Raw genomic sequence first — 18,837 nt, 5'->3', positions numbered from 1 at the left:
CATCGGCCGACTCCGTCCCTGGAGGCGCATTCATGTCACACCGCCCGCAAAGCCCTCTTCCCCTCCCCGGTCGCCGCGGCGTCCTGCGCGGATCCCTCGCCGCTTCCGCGGCCCTGGCCCTGCCCACCGCACTCGGCTCGGCCCCGGCGTTCGCGCTGTCCGGGCGGCCCGAGGCGGGGTGGGGCGTCCAGGCCGGAGACGTGAGCGCGCACTCCGGCCTGGTGTGGGTCCGCTCGGACCGCCCGGCCCGGATGATCGTCGAGACGTCCGCGACCGAGTCGTTCCGCAACCCCCGCAGATGGCACGGTCCGCTGCTCGGTGCGGACTCCGACTTCACCGGTACGACACGGCTGCGCGAACTGCCCTCCGGCGAGCAGATCCACTACCGCGTACTGCTGGCCGACCCCGACGACCCGCGCCGTACGGGCGAGCCGGTGACCGGCACCTTCCGCACCGCGCCCGCGAAGCGGCGCCACGACGTCCGGTTCGTCTGGTCCGGCGACCTGGCCGGACAGGGCTGGGGCATCAACGAGTCCATCGGCGGTTACCGGATCTTCGACGCCATGGCGAAGCTGGACCCGGACTTCTTCCTGTGCAGCGGCGACAACATCTACGCCGACGGCCCGATCTCCGCCACGGCGCCGCTTCCGGACGGCAGCCTGTACCGGAGCATCACCACCGAGGAGAAGTCGCACGTCGCGGTCACCCTGGCCGACTACCGGGGCAACTTCCGCTACAACCTGCTGGACCCGGCGCTGCGCCGGTTCAACGCCCGGGTTGCGAACATCGTCCAGTGGGACGACCACGAGGTCCGCAACAACTGGTACCCGGGCGAGGTCATCGGGGCCGGCACTCCCTACCCGGCCGGCACGAAACTCGACGACCTGGCCTTCCGCGCCCGGCGGGCGTTCTCGGAGTACTTCCCGATCTCCACCGTCAGCGGACGCCCGGACGGACGGATCTACCGGACCGTCCACCACGGCCCTCTTCTGGACGTGTTCGTCCTGGACATGCGGACCTACCGGAACGCCAACTCGCCCGACGACCAGACGACCGACCCGCAGGGCATCCTCGGCCGCGAGCAGTTGGAGTGGCTCAAGCGCGAGCTGGCCGCGTCGCGCGCGGTGTGGAAGGTCATCGCCGCCGACATGCCGCTGGGCCTGGTCGTGCCCGACCCGGTCGAGGGCAAGCCGAACATCGAGGCCGTCGCCCAGGGCGACCCGGGCGCGCCGCTCGGCCGCGAGTTGCAGATCGCCGAGCTGCTGCGGTTCATCAAGCACCGGCGGATCACCGGGACCGTGTGGCTGACGGCCGACGTCCACCACACCTCGGCACAGCACTACGACCCCTCGCGGGCCGCTTTCAAGGACTTCGAGCCGTTCTGGGAGTTCGTCTCCGGACCGCTCAACGCGGGCGCCTTCCAGGCGAACGCGCTGGACGGCACCTTCGGCCCCGACCGGGTCTTCGTCAAGGCTCCCGCCACCGCCAATGTCTCGCCGGCGGACGGTTACCAGTTCTTCGGCGAGGTCGACATCGACGGCGACAGCGGGGAGCTGACGGTGCGGCTGCGCGACCTGGACGGCACGGTGCTGTTCACACAGGCGTTGCAGCCGGGGCGTGTGGGTCAGTAACGGCGCCCAACTCCCGTACCCTGGAAGGGTCGGGCCGCGCACCGGAGTCATCCCCCGGTGCGCGGCCGCTCTTGTGACCAGGCACGTAAGCCAGGTGATCCGAGGCAGGCAAAACAAGGGCAAAAAGAACCGCAAAAAGGATAGAACGACACTTTACCGATCAGTCACAGACCGTTCGTGATCACGCAACACCATTCCTTCACAGTGGTCGCATGACTCCAGACATGTCTGATGTGACCCGGGCGAAGCACGGACGCCCCGTCCACCACTGGCGACGCGACGTGGTCGAGCTCGCCGCGCTGTTCACGGCCGTCGCGGTCGCCGACGCCGTCGCCAACCTGATCGGACACGGCCCCGACGGCCCGGCCCTGCTGGTGATCTCGTCCGTGGTCCTGGTGGCCACGGCCGGATTCCACACATGGTGGGCACGCCGCCACGGTCACGCGCCGCCCGCGGGCGATACCGGTGCCCGGACCCTCGCCGTGGGGCGAGAGGCCGGGCAGGCCGACCGGGCCACGGCGGCGCCGGAGGCCGTCACGGGAGAGACCGTCCTGTGGCGGATGCGGACGACGGTGAAGGACGAGCCGGGTTCGCTGGCCGCGCTGTGCGTGGCACTGGCCCACCAGCGGGTCGACATCCTGAGCCTGCAGACGCATCCGCTCGCCGAGGGCACGGTCGACGAGTTCCTGCTGCGCGCGCCCGTCGAACTGGAGGCGTCCGGGATCACCCGCGCCGTCTCGCTGGCGGGCGGCACCGGGACCTGGATCGAACGGGCCGACGCCCACGACCTGGTGGATGTTCCGACACGCGTCCTGGGGCTGGCCACGCGCACGGCTTTGGACGCCGCGGAACTTCCGCTCGCCCTCCGGCAGTTGCTCGGTAGGTGCACCATTCGTTCGCTGCCCGCCCGCTCCCCCGGGTCGGGCCGGGCGCAAGAGGGTGCGCCGGTCGAAGGAGTGCTGGAAGACACGGTGATGCGGTTGCGCGCACCGGAGGGTGGGGTGATCACGGTGGAACGGCCGTATCTGCCTTTCACGCCGACCGAGTTCGCTCGGGCGCGGGCGTTGGTGGAGCTGGACGCGCGGCTGGGTCCGCGCATCCCGCTCAGCCAGGACATGCTGACGCTGCCGGAGGGTCCCGCAATCACGGTGCGTCGCGCCGACGTCTCCGATCTCGCCGCGGCGAAGGCGATGCACGAGCGCTGCTCCCCGCGCACGCTGAGCATGCGCTACCACGGGCCTGTCGGTGACGCGGACCGTTATCTGAACCACCTGCTCAGCCCGCGCTTCGGACGCACCCTCGCCGTGCAGACGGCTTCGGGACGCGTCGTCGGGCTCGGCCATCTCCTCTGGGACGGCGACGAGACGGAGATCGCGCTGCTCGTCGAGGACGACTGGCAGCGGCGCGGGATCGGCGCCGAACTGCTCGGCCGACTCGTGACGATGGCCGTCGAGGCGGGCTGCGAGAGCGTGTACGCCGTCACGCAGGCCTCCAACACCGGCATGGTCGCCGCCATGCGCGGCCTGGACCTCCCCCTCGACTACCAGATCGAGGAGGGCACCCTCGTCATCACGGCCCGCCTGGACGCCACACCGGTGAGCTCCCGACTGCCCTACGACCAGGAGCAGAAGCAGGGGCAGAAGAAGTAGGACGGACACCGGGAGGCCCCGGGCACCTCGCCCGGGGCCTCTGCCTGGTCACCGCCCCAACGCACCGTCCAGATCGGCCCACAGGTCCTCCACGTCCTCCAGCCCCACCGACAGGCGCAGCAAGCGGTCACCGACCCCCGACTCGCGGCGGTCGCCGGCGGCCACGATGCGGTGGCTGATGGACGCCGGATGCTGGATCAGGCTGTCGACACTGCCGAGGCTCACCGCCGGGGTGATCAGGCGGACCCCGGAGATGACCTCGTGCGGGTCGCCGTGGACCTCGAAGGCGATCATGGCACCGCCGATCCGCGGATAGTGGACGCGCTCGACGCGCGGATCGGCGGCGAGCCGGCGGACGAGTTCGGCGGCATTGGCGGACGCGGCCCGGACCCGTACGGGCAGGGTCGACAGGCCGCGCAGCAGCAGATACCCGGCCAGTGGATGCAGCACGCCCCCGGTCGCGAACCGCACTTGGCGCAGCCCACGGGCGAACTCCTCGTCGCAGGCCACCACTCCGGCCATGACGTCCCCGTGTCCGCCCAGATACTTGGTGGCGCTGTGCAGGACCAGACGGGCCCCCTGCTCCGCGGGGCGTTGCAGCACGGGTGTGGCGAAGGTGTTGTCGGCGAGCAGCGGCACGGAGCCACAGGCGTGCGCCACGGCGCGCAGGTCGAGTTCGGCGAGCGTCGGATTGGCCGGGGACTCGACCACGACGAGGCCGGTGTCGGGGCGCAGGGCGTCCGCGATGCCCGCCGGGTCGACCCAGGTGACCTCGGAGCCCAGCAGCCCGGCGGTGAGCAGGTGGTCGCTGCAACCGTACAGGGGCCGTACGGCGACGACATGCCGCAGGCCGAGCGCGTTCCGCACGAGCAGTACGGCGCTCAGCGCGGCCATGCCGCTCGCGAAGGCGACCGCGCTCTCGGTTCCTTCGAGGCGGGCGAGGGCGGTCTCGAAACGGGCGACGGTCGGGTTGCCGAGGCGCCCGTAGACCGGCGGGCCCTCCGGCTCGGCGCCGTCGGCCGCGAACGCGTCGATACGAGCGGCTTCGCCGCGGCTGTCGTACGAGGGGTAGGTCGTGGACAGGTCGATCGGCGCGGCGTGCAGTCCTTGCCGGGCGAGGTCCTCGCGCCCGGCGTGCACGGCCTCGGTGGCGAGAGCACGCGGCGCGCGGGCACGGGTGCCCTGAACGTCGTGGAGGTCGTCCCGACCGTCATAGGAGTCGCCCTGAGGGTCGCAGGAGTCGTCCTGAGCTTCGTATACGTCATGCACCACGGATTCCATGCACAGCAGACTGAACACCGGCCGGAGCCCCGGACGCACACTCCGTGTTACGTTCGGGCCATGGCCGAATCTGTCGTACTCGATCCGGTGGATCTTCATCTGCTGCGGCTGCTCCAGAACGACGCACGGACGACGTACCGCGATCTCGCCGCGCAGGTCGGAGTCGCGCCCTCGACCTGCCTGGACCGGGTGGCGAGGCTGCGCCGTGCGGGGGTGATTCTCGGCCATCAGCTGCGCCTCGATCCGGCGAAGCTCGGGCGGGGCCTGGAAGCCTTGCTGTCCGTGCAGGTCAGACCGCATCGACGGGAGTTGGTCGGGCCGTTCGTGGAGCGGATCAGGGCGCTGCCGGAGTCCCGGACCGTCTTCCACCTCACCGGGCCCGACGACTACCTCGTCCTGGTCGCCGTCGCGGACATGGCCGACCTGCAACGGCTGGTCCTCGACGAGTTCACGTCCCGGCGTGAGGTGGCCCGGGTGGAGACCCGGTTGATCTTCCAGCAGTGGGACTGCGGCCCCCTGCTCCCGCCCTCCCCTCCGTCGCCCTCGTCCGCGGCCCCGACGTCGGCAAAATCAGGCTGATGCCCGCCCCATGCCCGGTCGACCGGGCTGACGCGGCACCCGTCCTCGTATGAGGATGTCGGCATGTCAGAGACGAAGAGCCCGCTGCCCCGCGAGGTCGCCGACGCGTATGTCGACGATCTCATCGCCCTCGATCCGGTCCTCGGTACCTACCTCGGTGTGAAGGAGAGTGCCGACAAGCTCCCCGACACCTCGCCCGCGGGGCAGGAGGCCGTCGCGGAGCTGGCGCGGACGACGCTCGCCCGGCTCGACGAGGCGGAGCGGCAGCCGGGGGCGGACAGCGACATCGAGCGCCGCTGCGCCCGGCTGCTGCGCGAGCGGCTCACCGCCGAACTGGCTGTCCACGACGCCGACGAGGGCCTGCGGGCCGTCGGCAACATGCAGACGGCCGCGCACTCCGTGCGCCAGGTGTTCACCATCGCGCCGACCGAGACGGACGAGGACTGGGCCGCGATCGCCGAGCGGCTGCGCGCGGTGCCGACCGCCCTCACGGGGTACCGCGAGTCCCTCGCCCTCGGCCTGGAGCGCAAGCTGTACGCGGGCCCGCGCCCCACCGCGACCTTCATCGAGCAGCTCACCGAGTGGTCGGACCCGGACGGGCAGGGCCGCGGCTGGTTCGAGGACTTCGTGTCCGCGGGGCCCGACGCCCTGCGGGACGAGCTGGACACGGCCGCCCGGACGGCCACGCAGGCCCTGGTGGAGCTGCGCGACTGGATGCGTGACGTCTACGCGCCCACGATCGAGGGCGCGCCGAACACGGTGGGCCGCGAGCGGTACGCGCGCTGGGCACGCTACTTCAACGGTACGGATCTCGACCTCGACGAGGCGTACGCGTACGGCTGGTCCGAGTACCACCGGCTCCTCACGGAGATGAAGTCCGAGGCCGAGAAGATCCTGCCCGGCGCCGAGACCCCCTGGGTGGCGCTCGCGCACCTCGACGAGCACGGCAGGCACATCGAGGGCGTCGACGAGGTCCAGGCGTGGCTCCAGGGTGTGATGGACCGGGCGATCGAGGCGCTGGACGGCACCCACTTCGAACTCGCCGAGCCGGTACGGAAGGTGGAGTCGCGCATCGCGCCGCCCGGCGGCGCGGCGGCCCCGTACTACACCGCGCCGTCCGCGGACTTCTCGCGGCCCGGCCGCACCTGGCTGCCCACCATGGGGCAGACCCGCTTCCCCGTCTACGACCTCGTCTCGACCTGGTACCACGAGGGCGTCCCCGGCCATCACCTCCAGCTCGCCCAGTGGGTGTACGTGGTCGACGACCTCTCGCGCTACCAGGCCACCGTCGGTCTCGTCAGCGCCAACGCCGAGGGCTGGGCGCTGTACGCGGAGCGGCTCATGGACGAACTCGGCTTCCTGGAGGACGCGGAGCAGCGGCTCGGCTACCTGGACGCGCAGATGATGCGCGCGGCCCGGGTCATCGTCGACATCGGCATGCACCTGGAACTGGAGATTCCGGCAGACTCCCCCTTCCACCCGGGCGAGCGCTGGACCCCGGAGCTGGCGCAGGAGTTCTTCGGCGCGCACAGCAGCCGTCCGGCGGACTTCGTGGAGAGCGAGCTCACCCGCTACCTCTCCATCCCGGGCCAGGCCATCGGCTACAAGCTCGGTGAGCGGGCCTGGCTGCTGGGCCGCGAGAACGCGAAGAAGCGGCACGGCGCCGCCTTCGACGCCAAGGCCTGGCACATGGCGGCCCTGTCCCAGGGCTCGCTGGGCCTGGACGACCTGGTGGACGAACTGTCCCGGCTCTGACGGACACCGACGGCGGCCGGGCTCACGGTGACGACCGCGAGCCCGGCCGCCGCGTGTCAAGTACGGGGAACATCAGGTACGGGGAGTACCGGAACTACTGGGCGTGCTCGGCGTGTTCGGCATGTTCGGCATGTTCGGCGTGTTCGGAGCACAGGCAGCCGACGCCCTTCTCGATCCACTCCCGGCCGACCCACTCCGGGTGCCGTTCGATCATCAGTGCCGAGATCTCCTCGACGATCGTCCGCTCGGCCACGGCGGAGTCGCGGCGGGCCCACGTCTCGTCCCGCAGCAGCCGCAGGTAGTCGCGCACGTCGGCCAGCAGCCCCGCACCGCCGATCTCGCCGTGGCCGGGCACCACGATCCGGGGAGCCTGCGCCGCCAGCCTCTCCATCACCGCGATCCAGCGGGTTGCGGACACGTCGGTGTCGTACGGCGGGAACCACGGGAAGATGGCGAACTGCCCGGCTTCCACGAGGTCCCCCGTGAACAGGACGTCCGCGTCCGGCACCCTGACCACCTGGTCGCCCCTGCTGTGGGCCCGGCCGGTGGCCCGCAGCTGCACCACCCGCCCGCCCAGATCCAGGTCGTACGCCCGGTCGTAGACGACATCGGGCCGCGCCGGCTCGACGCCCCGGAGCCGGCGCTCGACCGGCTTGCCGAGCCCCTTGAACATCTCCAGGTAGCCCGGCCCCTTCACCTTCAGATCCTCGGCCTGGTCCCGGTTGAGCAGGAACGTCGCTTCCCCGGCGAAGGCCTGCGCCCCGAAGGCGTGCTCGGGGTGAAAATGCGTCGTCGTCAGGTAGATCCGGCGTCCCTCGGCATAGTCGGCCGCGAACTCCAGCACCTTTTCGCCGTTGCTCGGGCCCAAGCCGGTCTCGACGACGAGCACGGCACCGTGACCGCCGATGACGCCGATGTTGGGCACCAGCTGCACCCGCCGGTCGGGGATGACCACCAGGTCACGGGCCAGCTCCTGAACACCCTCGACGTGCACGACGGGATCCGTCGTCACCGCTTCCTCAGACACTGCGACTCCTCGGTGTTGCACTGAGCCACCAGTCCAGCGCGGGACGGCCGGGGGCGTCCAACACCGATCTCGCAGACCCGATACCGCGCGGGTATCGTCGCAGTTGAGCGAAGTCGAGTGAGCGGCTCGGGACGGCGATGGAGCGATGATGGAGCTGCGGACCCTGCGCTACTTCGTGGCGGTCGCCGAAGAACTCCACTTCGGCCGCGCCGCCGCGCGACTGCACATGACCCAGCCCCCGCTGAGCCGGGCCGTCAAGCAGCTGGAGACCGACCTCGGCTGCGAACTGCTGCGCCGCTCACCCTCGGGCGTCACCCTCACCCCGGCCGGGGCCCTCCTCCACGACGAGGCGTGCACCCTGCTGGCGCGGGCCGACCAGGCCCGGGCCCGGGTCGCCGCCACGGCCGGCACGGCCACCCTGACCATCGGCACCCTCGCCGACAGCGCCGAGCAGGTCGGCACCCGGCTGGCGGTCGCCTACCGGCGCCAACACCCAGCCGTGCGCATCCGCATCCGCGAGGCCGACCTGACCGACCCGACCATCGGACTGCGGGCCGGCCTCGTCGACGTGGCCCTGACGCGGGCGCCGTTCGACGACACCGGCATCACCACCCGCGTGCTGCGGTCGGACCCGGTCGGTGTGGTCCTGCGCGCCGACGACCCGCTGGCCGACCGCGACCGGCTGCGCCTGGACGAACTCGCCGACCGCCGCTGGTTCCGGTTCCCGGAGGGCACGGACCCGGTGTGGCAGGCCTTCTGGACGGGCCCGCCCGGTGCCGACGGGCGCCGTGACGGTCCCGTCATCCGCACCGCCCACGAATGCCTCCAGTCGGTCCTGTGGAACGACACCGTCGGACTGATGCCCCTCGCCCACTCCCAGTCCCTGCCCGAGGGCCTCACGGTGATCCCCTTGGCGGACGCGCCGCCCAGCGACCTGGTGATCGCGTGGAACAGCGCCCACACCAGCCCGCTCATCCGCTCGTTCGTCAGCCTCGCGACGGGCCTCACGCGCTCCTAGGAGCGATCAGCAGCCACAGTCCGCCGCGTCCACCGGAGCCGTCAGCGGGTCCGCCGCGCGCCGCTCGTCTCCCTCCCAGGTCTCGTACGCGAAGCCTTCGCGCACCCAGTACTCGAAGCCCCCGAGCATCTCCTTGACCGGGAAGCCGAGTTCGGCGAGGGCGAGAGCGGCACGGGTCGCGCCGTTGCAGCCGGGCCCCCAGCAGTAGGTGACGACGGGCACCGACCTGTCGAGGAGCTGCTCGGCCTGCTCGGGAATGAGCACGGTGGGCAGGTGGATCGCACCGGGCACGTGCCCCTGGTCCCAGGACGCGGTCGAGCGGGAGTCGAGGACCACGAAGCCGGGGTCGCCGCCCGCCGCCAGCGCGGCGGCGACGTCGGAGACATCGGCGTGGAAGGCGAGGCTCGCGCCGAAGTGGGCGACGGCCACGGCCGGGGACGCCGGGGCGACCCGCAGCACGGGGTTCGTCCTGGTCGCGGCGCTGGTCACAGTGGTGACAGTGGTGTCGGCGGTCTCAGTCATCGTCCGGCCTTCCCTCCCTGCCCCGCCGAACCGGCACCTTCGCGGCACCGGCCCCACGGGGACCTCCTGGCCAGAAATCTACGGCCGGCGATCCTCTTCCTGAAGTGGCGATCCACGGCATCGCTCTTGATCGGCCGGGGTTTTCCCTGCTATCCCTCACCCATGACCGCGTATTCCCCGGACGCCACCGACTGGCACATCCTCGACGTCCTCCAGCGCGAGGGCAGGGCCAGCTTCGCGGAGCTGGCCCGTGCCGTCTCGATGTCCGCGAGCGCGGTCACCGAGCGGGTGCGCCGTCTGGAGGAGGCGGGCGTCATCCAGGGGTACGCGGCCGTGGTCGACCTGGAGAGCCTCGGTCTGCCGATCCTCGCCTTCGTCCGGCTGCGCTATCCGAACGGCAACTACAAGCCGTTCCACGACCTCGTCGAGGCGACGCCCGAGATCCTGGAGGCGCACCACGTCACGGGCGACGACTGCTTCGTCATCAAGGTCGCGGCGCGCTCGATGAGCCACCTGGAGACGATCTCCGGCCGGATCGGCACCCTCGGCTCGGTGACCACGAGTGTCGTGTACTCCTCGCCGCTCCCCCGGCGCCCCCTGGGGCACTGATCCCCCGGCGATCCGCCGACTCAGTCCTGGACGCCCCGCTGCCGTACGACCGATCCCGTTCTGCCCTTCACGACCTCGAGCTGGGCGTGGATGCGCCGCCGCAGGTCGGCGACATGGCTGACGATGCCCACGCTGCGGTCACGCTCCCGCAGGGAGTCGAGCACGTCGAGGACCTCGTCCAGGGTCTGGTCGTCGAGGCTGCCGAAGCCCTCGTCGATGAAGAGCGTGTCCAGCCGCACCCCGCCGGCCTCGTCCGTGACGACGTCCGCGAGACCGAGGGCCAGCGCGAGCGAGGCGAAGAACGTCTCGCCCCCGGAGAGCGTCGCCGTGTCGCGCTCCCGGCCGGTCCAGGCGTCCACGACATGCAGTCCGAGCCCGCTGCGGCCACGGCCCGCGCGGTCGTCGGAGTGGACGAGGGTGTAGCGCCCGGAGGACATGCGCTGAAGTCGTACGGTCGCGGCGGCGGCCACCTGTTCCAGGCGGGCGGCGAGGACGTACGACTCCAGGCGCATCTTGCGCTCGTTCTCCGCCGAGGTGCCCGCGGCCAGCCCGGCCAGGCGTGCCACCCGGTCGAACTCCTCACGCAGCGGCGCGAGCCGGCGTACGGACGTGGCCGCGCGCGTGGACAGCCGGTCCAGTTCCGTGCAGCGTCGGGCGGCCTCGTCCTGGGCGGAGGCGGACTCCCGCAGCCGTCGGGCGGCGGACTCGGCGGCCCGTTCGGCGGCGGCCAGGTCGGCGGCCGGCCGCTCGGCGGCGGCCGCCGTGTCGGCCTCGGCGAGCACGGCACGTACCGCGCTGTCCTCGAACTGCCAGGCGTCGAGGCGTCGTTGGAGGTCCCGGTGGGCCGCGTCGTCGAGGAGAGCGGCGGCCGCGGCCTGGGGGGTGTCGAAACCGGCGCGGAAGGCCGCGTCGGACAGGCGCGCGTCGGCGTCCTTGAGACGCTGCGCGGTGTCCTCGGCCGCGCGCACGGCCTCGGCGGCCTCCGTGAGCAGGGCGGCCTGCCGCTCCAGCTGCGTGGCGCGCACGGTGACGCTGTCGGCGGCGCCCCGCGCCTGCGTCAACTCCTCCTCCAGAAAGGCCCTTTCGCGGTCGTTCCGGTCGCGGTGGGAGACCCGGGCGGCAGATCGCAGCGCGATCTCCTGCTGGGCCGCGACCCGCCGTTCGTGCTCGAGTCCCGCCTGCGCGAGCCGCTCCCGCGCGGCGTGCAGCCCGGACCCAGCAGCCCGCGTCTCGGCGTACCGCAGCTCCAACTCCTCGGCCTGCTCGGCGAGTTGCGCGGTCGGAGTGTCGCCCGCCTCGGCGGTGGCGGCCGCCAGCGCCTCGCGTACGACGCCGAGCCGACGTTCGTCCTCGGTGGCCTGTTCGTCGGCGCGCTGGTACGCGGCGAGGGCGCGCTCCTCGGCCTCCCGGTCGACGTGTCCGGCGTCCTTGCGCGCGGGTGCGGGGTGCGCGGAGCTGCCGCACACGGCGCAGGGCTCGCCGTCGACGAGACCTGCGGCGAGTTCCGCGGCGATGCCCTGAAGACGCTGTTCCTTCAGATCGAGCCAGTGGACCCGGGCGTCCGTCGCGCGTTCACGGGCGGCGAGGGCCTGGGCGTGGGCGGCTTCCGTGTCCCGCGCGAACTGGTCGCGCTGCCGGGCGGCCCTGAGCCGCGCCTGGGCGGGATCGCGCCGCTCGGCGAGCTGCTCCGCGCGCGTGGTGGCCTCCTGCGCGGACTCGATGCGCGCCTGGAGCTCCACGCGGGTCGCCTCCCACGTGGCGAGCCAGCTCTCGGTGTCCTGGCGGACGTCCTCGTCCTCGCGCTCCTGGCGGTCCAGGGAGGCGCGCTCCCGGGCGAGTTCGCCGAGCCGGCGCTCCGCCCGGCGGGCCGACTCCAGTCCGCCGAGCTCCTCGGCCGCCTTGCGCGCGGCTGCCGCGAGCCCGGGCGCACCGGCTCCGGCGTAGGTGTCCGGCAGGGCGAGACGCGCGCGTGCCTCGTCCGTGGCCGCGCCGCGGTGCTCGGCCTCGGCGGCGTCGCGCAGATCGAGCGCGGGGGCCACCGTCTCCGCCTTGCGCGCCCGCTCCATCCGCGTCTGCGCCTCCCGATGGGCGTCGGCACGCTCCTCCAGCCGCGCGGCGCGCTCCCGCGCCTCGGTGAACCTGCGCTGCAGCCGGGCCACTTCGCGTACGTCGTCGAGTACGCGGTCGGTGGCGGCCTGCGCGGACTCGGCCGCCGTACGCGCGGTGTGCGCGAGGGTCAGCCGCTCGCGGGCCGTACTGCGGGCCACGGCGGCCCAGGTCAGGACGGCGTCGGCGAGGCCGGGCTCACCGGGCGCGAGAGCGGGCGGCGGCACCTCGACGATGTCCCCGGCGGCCTGCTGCATGCGGTGCGCGTCGGCGAGCAACGCGGTGTCGCCCTCGCGTACTTCGGCCTCCGTGGCCCGGCGCCGCTCGGCGAGCCGCTTCTCGACCTCGGCGAAGCGGTGGGTGTCGAAGAGCCGGCCGAGCAGCTTGCCGCGGGCCTCGGCGTCGGCCCGCAGGAAGCGGGCGAAGTCGCCCTGGGGCAGCAGCACGACCTGGCAGAACTGCTCACGGCTCATGCCGAGCAGTTGGGTGATCTCCTCGCCGATCTCCTGGTGGGAGCGGCTGAGGTCCTTCCAGGTGGCCGCGGACGCTTCGTACTCACGCAGCCAGCTCTGCGCCTTTTCGGTGGTCGTGCCCGTGCCGCGCTTCTTGGGGCGGGCCCACGGCGGCTGCCGGGTGACCTCCAACCGGCGTCCCGCGACGGTGAGTTCGAGCGTGATCTCGGTGCGCGTCGCGGGTGCCGCGTGGTCGCTGCGCAGGGTCAGGCCCTGGCCGCTCTGGCGGGCGCCCGGGACCGCCCCGTACAGCGCGTAGCACACGGCGTCGAGGACGGACGTCTTGCCCGCTCCCGTCGGACCGTGCAGCAGGAAGAGCCCCGCGGTCGACAGCTCGTCGAAGTCGACGCTCTGGGTGCCGCCGAACGGCCCGAAAGCCGTGATGTCCAGGCGGTGCAGCCTCATCGGGCCTCCTTCGGGTCCAGCGGGTCCTGCGCGTCTCGCGGCGCGTCTCCTGTGTCGTGCGTACGTGGAGTCACCGGGCGACCTCCCGGACGGCCTCGTCGGCGCGGACGTCGTCGAACGCGTCCCTCAGTACGGCCTGTTCGTCGGCGTCGGGGCCCGCGCCACGCACATGGGCCACGAAGTCCTCCGCGATCTCCTGCTCGCTGCGGCCCGCGAGCCGCCGGGCGTAGGAGACGTCCGGGTCCTCGGGGGCCCGCTCCGGTTCGAAGACGAGGCTGAGCGTGTGGGGGAAGCGCTCGGTCAGCCGGGCCATGGGCTCCGTGGGGCGGACCGGGTCGGTGAGGGTCGCCTCGACCCACGCCTCCTCGTGGCGCGCCAGCCGCGGATCGGCGAGCAGGTCTTCCAGGTGCCCCCGGACACGGGCGAGCTTCCGGGGAACGGGACAGTCCACCCGCTCCGCGCCCACGAATCCCTCCGGCCCCAGGTCCACCAGCCACATGCTCTTGCGGTGGTCGACCTCCGAGAAGGAGTACGGCAGCGGGGAGCCGGAGTAACGCACGTGCTCGGTGATGGTCTGGCTGCCGTGCAGATGGCCCAGCGCGGTGTAGTCGACGCCGTCGAAAACCCCGGCGGGTACGGCGGCGACCCCGCCCACGGTGATGTCCCGCTCACTGTCGCTGGCCGCCCCGCCGGTGACGAAGGCGTGGGCGAGTACCACGGAACGGGTACCCGGCGCGCGCGTGGCGAGGTCGGCGCGGACCCGGTCCATGGCGGCGGCGAGGACGGCCTCGTGCCCCGCCTTCTCGACACCGAACTCGGCCTTGACCAGGGCCGGTTCGAGATAGGGCAGTCCGTAGAAGGCCACGTCGCCGTGGTCGTCGGCGAGCAGCACCGGCGTGCCGCAGGCGGAGGGCTCGGTCCGCAGATGGATGCCCGCGCGGCCGATGAGCCCGGCACCGACGCCGAGCCGGCGCGCCGAGTCGTGGTTCCCGGAGATCATCACCGTGGGCACTCCGAGGGCGGCGAGCCGGTGCAGCGCGTCGTCGAAGAGCTCGACGGCGGCCAGCGGCGGCACCGCCCGGTCGTACACGTCCCCGGACACGACCACCGCGTCGACGTCGTGCTCACGCACGGTCGCGACGAGGTGACCGATGAACCCGGCCTGGGCATCGAGCATGTTCACCCGGTGGAAGGCCCGGCCGAGATGCCAGTCGGACGTGTGCAGAATCCTCATGATCCCCGAGACTAACGGGCGGGTCGGACATCACGGGCGGCTACTCCCGTATCGGTCCGCGCCGCCCGCCTATGCGTCCCCGTACGCCTCTCCACCCAGTTCGAACCCGGCCGTCCCAGCCGTCGCATCGGCGAGCCACGCCCGGAAGGGCTCGACGTCGGTGTCCGGCAGTCCGATCTCGATCGTGACGGCCTCGCCGTACCGGACGTCACGGACCTCGCGCCCGGTGGACCGCAGGTCGTTCTGAATCTTGCCGGCCCGCTGGTGGTCGACCGTGACCGTGGCCAGCCGGAAGCGTTTGCGCGTGAGTGTGCCGAGGGCGTCCAGTGCCTCGCCCACCGAGCCTCCGTACGCCCTGATCAGTCCGCCCGCACCGAGCTTGACCCCGCCGTAGTAGCGGGTGACGACGGCGACGACGTACCGCATGTCGCGGCGCAGCAGCATCTGGAGCATGGGCACGCCCGCGGTGCCGCCGGGTTCGCCGTCGTCGCTCGCCTTCTGGACGGCGGCGTCGGCTCCGATGACGTAGGCATAGCAGTTGTGCGTGGCGTCGGCGTGCTCCTTGCGGACGCCCGCGATGAACTCCTGGGCCTCCTGCTCGGTGGCCGCCGGGGCGAGAGCGCACAGGAAGCGGGAGCGGTTGACCTCGGTCTCGTGCACGCCCGCGTGGGCCACTGTGCGGTACTCGTCCTGCATCACGCCAGCGTATGCGCTTCCCGCGCGCGTGCGGCACGCCGGACCCGGAGCGTGCCGCACGCTCCGGGGGATCTCGTCGGCGCGGCGAGAGGGCGCGGTTCGCCGCGCGGCGGTCGCGGCGCGTTCAACCGCGCGCGGCGCGGCCCGTCCCGGCACGGGCGGCGACGGGCCGACCTCACGGCCGCCGACTCCGCCGCGCACCGCGCCCGACCGCGGCGGCGGGTCCGCCGATGATCACCTCCGGCGAGGGCACCACGCCCCTCCGGGCGCACAAGGCCCCCCGTGGAGGCGCCCCAAGCCCCACGCCATCGCCCCGGCGAGAGCACGACGGCCCCGGTCGCCTCGCGGACAACCCGTGTCGCCCCGCGGCCGATGCCGGTCGCCGCTCCGGTCTCGGCGGGGCCCCTGCGGACGTCCGGACCCGGCTCAGGTGCGTGGGGCGGGGTGGTGGATACTCGCTCCTCGTTGTCCGAAGCCGGATCGCCGGCCCGACCGATCGCAGGGAGATCGCAGCATGACCGGCACCCAGGTGGACAGTTCGGACTCCGCGGAGCCCCTCGAACGGGAGCCCTCCGCAGCCGCGCCGCGCTGGCGGGCGTGGCTTCTGGAGGGACTCAGCGAGCAGTCGGCCAAGCACCCCGGCCCGCACGCCACCCCGGACGCCGAGCACCAGGGCCACAAATGGTGGCGGGTGATGTGCCTCACCGGCGTCGACTACTTCTCCACACTGGGCTACCAGCCGGGTATCGCGGCCCTCGCCGCCGGACTGCTCTCCCCGCTCGCGACCCTCGTCCTGATCGGGCTCACCCTGCTCGGCGCGCTGCCCGTCTACCGTCGCGTCGCCAAGGAGAGCCCGCACGGCGAGGGTTCGATCGCGATGCTGGAGCGGCTGCTGCCCTGGTGGGCCGGGAAGATCTTCGTCCTGGTGCTGCTCGGCTTCGCGGCCACCGACTTCCTGATCACGATCACCCTGTCCGGAGCGGACGCCTCCGCACACGTCGTGGAGAATCCTTTCGCTCCGCACTGGATGCACGGTGGGAACACCTGGATCACCCTCCTTCTCATAGCCGCGCTCGGCGCGGTCTTCCTGAAGGGCTTCAAGGAGGCCATCGGGATCGCGGTGGCGCTCGTGGCCACCTATCTCACCCTCAATGTCGTCGTTCTGGCCGTCTCCGCCTGGCAGGTGCTCAGCCACCCGGTGAAGATCGGCGACTGGACCGACGCCATGACGGCCGCACACTCCTCGCCGCTCGCCATGATCGGCGTGGCGCTCCTCGTCTTCCCGAAGCTGGCGCTCGGCATGTCCGGCTTCGAGACGGGCGTGGCGGTGATGCCGCAGGTCGAGGGCGACCCGACGGACACGTACGAGAAGCCGACGGGCCGGATCCGCGAGACCCGCAGGCTGCTCACCACGGCCGCCGTGATCATGAGCGGTTTCCTGCTGCTGTCCAGCCTGGCGACGACGATCCTGATCCCGCAGGACGAGTTCAAGAGCGGCGGTGCGGCGAACGGCCGTGCCCTCGCCTACCTGGCCCACCAGCACCTGGGCGAGGCGTTCGGCACGGTCTACGACCTCTCGACCATCGCGATCCTCTGGTTCGCGGGTGCCTCCGCGCTCGCCGGTCTCCTCAACCTCGTCCCGCGCTACCTGCCGCGTTACGGCATGGCCCCCGAGTGGACGCGCGCCGTCCGCCCCCTCGTGCTCGTCTTCATGGCCGCCGCGGTCCTCATCACCCTGTGGTTCAACGCGAACGTCGACGACCAGAGCGGCGCGTACGCGACCGGTGTGCTGGTCCTGATGCTCTCCGCGTCCTTCGCCTCGGCGGTCGCCGTGCATCAGCGGGGCCAACGCGCCGCCGCGATCGGCTTCGGCGCGATCACCGCGGTCTTCGGCTACACCCTGGTCACCAACGTCATCGAACGCCCCGACGGCATCAAGATCGCGCTGATCTTCATCCTGGCGATCCTGATCACCTCGTTCGCCTCGCGGGTGCGCCGCGCCTTCGAACTGCGCGCCGCCGAGGTGACGTTCGACGAGGCCGCGGCCCGTTTCGTCGACGAGGCCGCGGCGAGCGGACCGCTGCGGCTGATCGCGAACGAGCCGCACGAGCACAGCACCCGGGAGTACCGCGCCAAGGAGTACAGCCAGCGCGAGCAGACGCACATCCCGGACGGCCGTCCCGTGCTGTTCCTGGAGGTGTTCGTGACCGACTCCTCGGACTTCACCGCCGACCTGACCGTGCACGGCGACGAGAAGCACGGGGTGCGCAGGCTGCGCGTCGAGGGCGCGACCGTGCCCAACACCATCGCGGCCGTCATGATGCGGCTGCGCGACCGCACCGGCCAGGTCCCGCACGCCTACTTCAACTGGACCGAGGGCAACCCCCTCAGCCACCTGGTCCGCTTCCTCGTCTTCGGCGACGGCGAGGTCGCCCCGGTCACCCGGGAAGTGCTCCGGCGCGCCGAGCCGGACCCGGAGCGCAGGCCCCGGATCCACGTGGGCTAGCTCTGCCTCCTCAGTCCTTCTTCTTGCCCCGCGGCACGGTCATGCCCGTCAGCAGCGCCGTGCCCGGGGCGAGCGCGTCCCAGGAGTCCCCGTGCCAGGCGAGGACCGCCGTCGCGGAGGTCGGGAACTTCGTCCGTACGTCGTCCAACGCGTCGTCGAGGCTGTCCCCGGCCAGTTCGAGCACGAGTTCCTCCACTCCGGGGTTGTGCCCGATCAGCAGCAACGTCCTGATCTGGTCGGGGACTTCGTGCAGGGCCGCCAGCAACTCCGGCACCTCGGCGCCGTACAGCCGCCGGTCGAACCGTACGGGCGGCGGGGTGCCCCACTGCCGGGCCGCCAACTCCCAGGTCTGGCGGGCGCGTACGGCGGTGGAGCACAGGGCGAGGTCCGGCAGACAGTCCGACTCGGCGAGGGCGCGTCCGGCGGCCGGGGCGTCGCGGCGGCCGCGCGGGGCGAGGGGCCGCTCGTGATCGGCGACACCCGTGGGCCATGCCGACTTGGCGTGCCGCAGGACGACGAGTCTGCGCAGCGGGCCCGCTCCGGCGCGCGCGATCACCGCTGCGCCCCGATGTCACGCGTGAGTTCGAGCCCGAGGAGACGGTCCGCGTAGGCGTACGTCTCGAAGCGGGCGCCGTCCGGCACGTCGTCCGCGTGCTCGACGCGCCGCAGCACCTCGAGTACGGCGGGTACGTCGAGGTCGTCCTCCCACGCGGCGCGCAGTTCCTGGCGTACGCGCTCGGGGACGGGCTTGGACGGCCGGGTGGCCCAGGTCGCGACGGACTTGCGCCAGCGCGCGAGCGTCTCGCGGGCGCCGTCGAGGCCGGCGGCCGCGGCGAGGTCGACGGACTGCCGGCGCGGGGCCGCGAGCAGGACCATCCTCAGCAGCGCCGGGTCGGCCGTGCCGTGCACCGGGGCTACCTCGATGCGGATGCCGTCCACGGCGGTGGCGTCGGGCGCGAGCACATGAAGGGCCGGACCCGCACCGCTCCGGTCGCCCTCGGCCCGGCGGATGCCGAGCGCGTCGGCGCGCGCCCGGAGTTCCGGGGGCGGGTCGGCCACCGTGACGACGGGGGTCCCACCGAGTTCCAGGGTCCTGGCGAGCACGTCGGCGACCAGCAGCACGCGTAGGGCGGACAGATCGTCCCGCTCCACGTGCGCCTCGACGCGGGTCAGGCTCCGGCGGGCAGGGACGGCGTCGATGGGCTCGCCCGTTCGGGCGTCGGTGATACGCAGCACGGAGCGAGCGTAGGCGGGCGGGAGCCCGGGCGCAGGGAGGTCGGACCCATTCCGGACACGCGGGCTTCCCC

At 72.5% G+C, this 18,837-nt stretch carries 15 protein-coding genes; 7 read left to right on the top strand and 8 right to left on the bottom strand.

What is annotated here, in order from left to right; all coding sequences use genetic code 11:
• Positions 1-32: 32 nt before the first annotated feature.
• Entirely contained in the window at positions 33-1,631 is a 1,599-nt protein-coding gene (locus ACIRA5_RS01040) for an alkaline phosphatase D family protein (RefSeq protein WP_403686065.1), read from the top strand.
• 224 nt (positions 1,632-1,855) lie between these two features.
• The gene (locus tag ACIRA5_RS01035; protein ID WP_403686063.1) at positions 1,856-3,280 is read left to right on the top strand and encodes a GNAT family N-acetyltransferase; all 1,425 of its coding nucleotides are present in this window, start codon (positions 1,856-1,858) and stop codon (positions 3,278-3,280) included.
• A 48-nt stretch (positions 3,281-3,328) separates the two neighbouring features.
• On the opposite strand, the gene ACIRA5_RS01030 is transcribed toward ACIRA5_RS01035, so the two are convergent.
• The gene (locus tag ACIRA5_RS01030; RefSeq protein WP_403686061.1) at positions 3,329-4,660 is read right to left on the bottom strand and encodes a trans-sulfuration enzyme family protein; all 1,332 of its coding nucleotides are present in this window, start codon (positions 4,658-4,660) and stop codon (positions 3,329-3,331) included.
• Here ACIRA5_RS01030 and ACIRA5_RS01025 point away from each other — a divergent pair.
• A complete protein-coding gene (locus tag ACIRA5_RS01025; protein WP_403686060.1) occupies positions 4,622-5,140 on the top strand; it encodes an Lrp/AsnC family transcriptional regulator in 519 nt (172 codons plus the stop codon). The genes ACIRA5_RS01030 and ACIRA5_RS01025 overlap by 39 nt on opposite strands.
• Positions 5,141-5,203: 63 nt before the next feature.
• Positions 5,204-6,895: a DUF885 domain-containing protein gene (locus ACIRA5_RS01020; RefSeq protein ID WP_403686058.1), complete on the top strand. Its 1,692-nt coding sequence runs from the start codon at positions 5,204-5,206 to the stop codon at positions 6,893-6,895.
• Positions 6,896-6,989: 94 nt separating this feature from the next.
• On the opposite strand, the gene ACIRA5_RS01015 is transcribed toward ACIRA5_RS01020, so the two are convergent.
• A complete protein-coding gene (locus ACIRA5_RS01015) occupies positions 6,990-7,922 on the bottom strand; it encodes an MBL fold metallo-hydrolase (RefSeq protein ID WP_403686056.1) in 933 nt (310 codons plus the stop codon).
• Positions 7,923-8,070: 148 nt separating this feature from the next.
• Between ACIRA5_RS01015 and ACIRA5_RS01010 the strand changes: the two genes are divergently transcribed.
• The gene (locus tag ACIRA5_RS01010; RefSeq protein WP_403687179.1) at positions 8,071-8,940 is read left to right on the top strand and encodes a LysR family transcriptional regulator; all 870 of its coding nucleotides are present in this window, start codon (positions 8,071-8,073) and stop codon (positions 8,938-8,940) included.
• 6 nt (positions 8,941-8,946) lie between these two features.
• On the opposite strand, the gene ACIRA5_RS01005 is transcribed toward ACIRA5_RS01010, so the two are convergent.
• A complete protein-coding gene (locus tag ACIRA5_RS01005; RefSeq protein WP_403686054.1) occupies positions 8,947-9,462 on the bottom strand; it encodes a rhodanese-like domain-containing protein in 516 nt (171 codons plus the stop codon).
• Positions 9,463-9,624: 162 nt separating this feature from the next.
• Here ACIRA5_RS01005 and ACIRA5_RS01000 point away from each other — a divergent pair, with 162 nt between their 5' ends.
• Positions 9,625-10,071 (top strand): Lrp/AsnC family transcriptional regulator, encoded by a 447-nt coding sequence (locus ACIRA5_RS01000; RefSeq protein ID WP_403686053.1) that lies wholly within the window; start codon positions 9,625-9,627, stop codon positions 10,069-10,071.
• A 20-nt stretch (positions 10,072-10,091) separates the two neighbouring features.
• Here ACIRA5_RS01000 and ACIRA5_RS00995 read toward each other — a convergent pair whose 3' ends face one another.
• The 3 genes from ACIRA5_RS00995 to ACIRA5_RS00985 all read right to left on the bottom strand — a co-directional run bounded on the left by ACIRA5_RS00995 (position 10,092) and on the right by ACIRA5_RS00985 (position 15,024).
• Positions 10,092-13,094, bottom strand: a complete 3,003-nt coding sequence (locus ACIRA5_RS00995; RefSeq protein WP_403686051.1) for an AAA family ATPase — start codon at positions 13,092-13,094, stop codon at positions 10,092-10,094.
• A 70-nt stretch (positions 13,095-13,164) separates the two neighbouring features.
• Entirely contained in the window at positions 13,165-14,328 is a 1,164-nt protein-coding gene (locus ACIRA5_RS00990; RefSeq protein WP_403686049.1) for an exonuclease SbcCD subunit D, read from the bottom strand.
• Between the two features lie 69 nt (positions 14,329-14,397).
• A complete protein-coding gene (locus ACIRA5_RS00985) occupies positions 14,398-15,024 on the bottom strand; it encodes a YigZ family protein (RefSeq protein WP_190169121.1) in 627 nt (208 codons plus the stop codon).
• Positions 15,025-15,538: 514 nt separating this feature from the next.
• Between ACIRA5_RS00985 and ACIRA5_RS00980 the strand changes: the two genes are divergently transcribed.
• The gene (locus ACIRA5_RS00980) at positions 15,539-17,530 is read left to right on the top strand and encodes an amino acid transporter (protein ID WP_403686047.1); all 1,992 of its coding nucleotides are present in this window, start codon (positions 15,539-15,541) and stop codon (positions 17,528-17,530) included.
• Positions 17,531-17,540: 10 nt separating this feature from the next.
• On the opposite strand, the gene ACIRA5_RS00975 is transcribed toward ACIRA5_RS00980, so the two are convergent.
• Positions 17,541-18,086: a histidine phosphatase family protein gene (locus ACIRA5_RS00975; protein ID WP_352053570.1), complete on the bottom strand. Its 546-nt coding sequence runs from the start codon at positions 18,084-18,086 to the stop codon at positions 17,541-17,543.
• Positions 18,083-18,766 (bottom strand): hypothetical protein, encoded by a 684-nt coding sequence (locus ACIRA5_RS00970; protein ID WP_403686045.1) that lies wholly within the window; start codon positions 18,764-18,766, stop codon positions 18,083-18,085. Before ACIRA5_RS00970 ends, ACIRA5_RS00975 begins: the two co-directional genes overlap by 4 nt.
• Positions 18,767-18,837: the final 71 nt, after the last annotated feature.

Origin of the sequence: Streptomyces sp. NPDC096311 (assembly GCF_044763085.1) — a bacterium.
Lineage (GTDB): Bacteria > Actinomycetota > Actinomycetes > Streptomycetales > Streptomycetaceae > Streptomyces.
Note: the sequence above shows the minus strand (reverse complement) of the source record. Positions and strands in the feature narration are given on the sequence as shown.

What these genes read in the sequence shown, in the direction of transcription:
- ACIRA5_RS01040 (WP_403686065.1), top strand. Translation starts at nt 33, where the DNA reads ATGTCACACCGCCCGCAAAGCCCTCTTCCCCTCCCCGGTCGCCGCGGC.
- ACIRA5_RS01035 (WP_403686063.1), top strand. Translation starts at nt 1,856, where the DNA reads ATGTCTGATGTGACCCGGGCGAAGCACGGACGCCCCGTCCACCACTGG.
- ACIRA5_RS01025 (WP_403686060.1), top strand. Translation starts at nt 4,622, where the DNA reads ATGGCCGAATCTGTCGTACTCGATCCGGTGGATCTTCATCTGCTGCGG.
- ACIRA5_RS01030 (WP_403686061.1), bottom strand. Translation starts at nt 4,660, where the DNA reads ATGAAGATCCACCGGATCGAGTACGACAGATTCGGCCATGGCCCGAAC.
- ACIRA5_RS01020 (WP_403686058.1), top strand. Translation starts at nt 5,204, where the DNA reads ATGTCAGAGACGAAGAGCCCGCTGCCCCGCGAGGTCGCCGACGCGTAT.
- ACIRA5_RS01010 (WP_403687179.1), top strand. Translation starts at nt 8,071, where the DNA reads ATGGAGCTGCGGACCCTGCGCTACTTCGTGGCGGTCGCCGAAGAACTC.
- ACIRA5_RS01005 (WP_403686054.1), bottom strand. Translation starts at nt 9,462, where the DNA reads ATGACTGAGACCGCCGACACCACTGTCACCACTGTGACCAGCGCCGCG.
- ACIRA5_RS01000 (WP_403686053.1), top strand. Translation starts at nt 9,625, where the DNA reads ATGACCGCGTATTCCCCGGACGCCACCGACTGGCACATCCTCGACGTC.
- ACIRA5_RS00995 (WP_403686051.1), bottom strand. Translation starts at nt 13,094, where the DNA reads ATGAGGCTGCACCGCCTGGACATCACGGCTTTCGGGCCGTTCGGCGGC.
- ACIRA5_RS00990 (WP_403686049.1), bottom strand. Translation starts at nt 14,328, where the DNA reads ATGAGGATTCTGCACACGTCCGACTGGCATCTCGGCCGGGCCTTCCAC.
- ACIRA5_RS00985 (WP_190169121.1), bottom strand. Translation starts at nt 15,024, where the DNA reads ATGCAGGACGAGTACCGCACAGTGGCCCACGCGGGCGTGCACGAGACC.
- ACIRA5_RS00980 (WP_403686047.1), top strand. Translation starts at nt 15,539, where the DNA reads ATGACCGGCACCCAGGTGGACAGTTCGGACTCCGCGGAGCCCCTCGAA.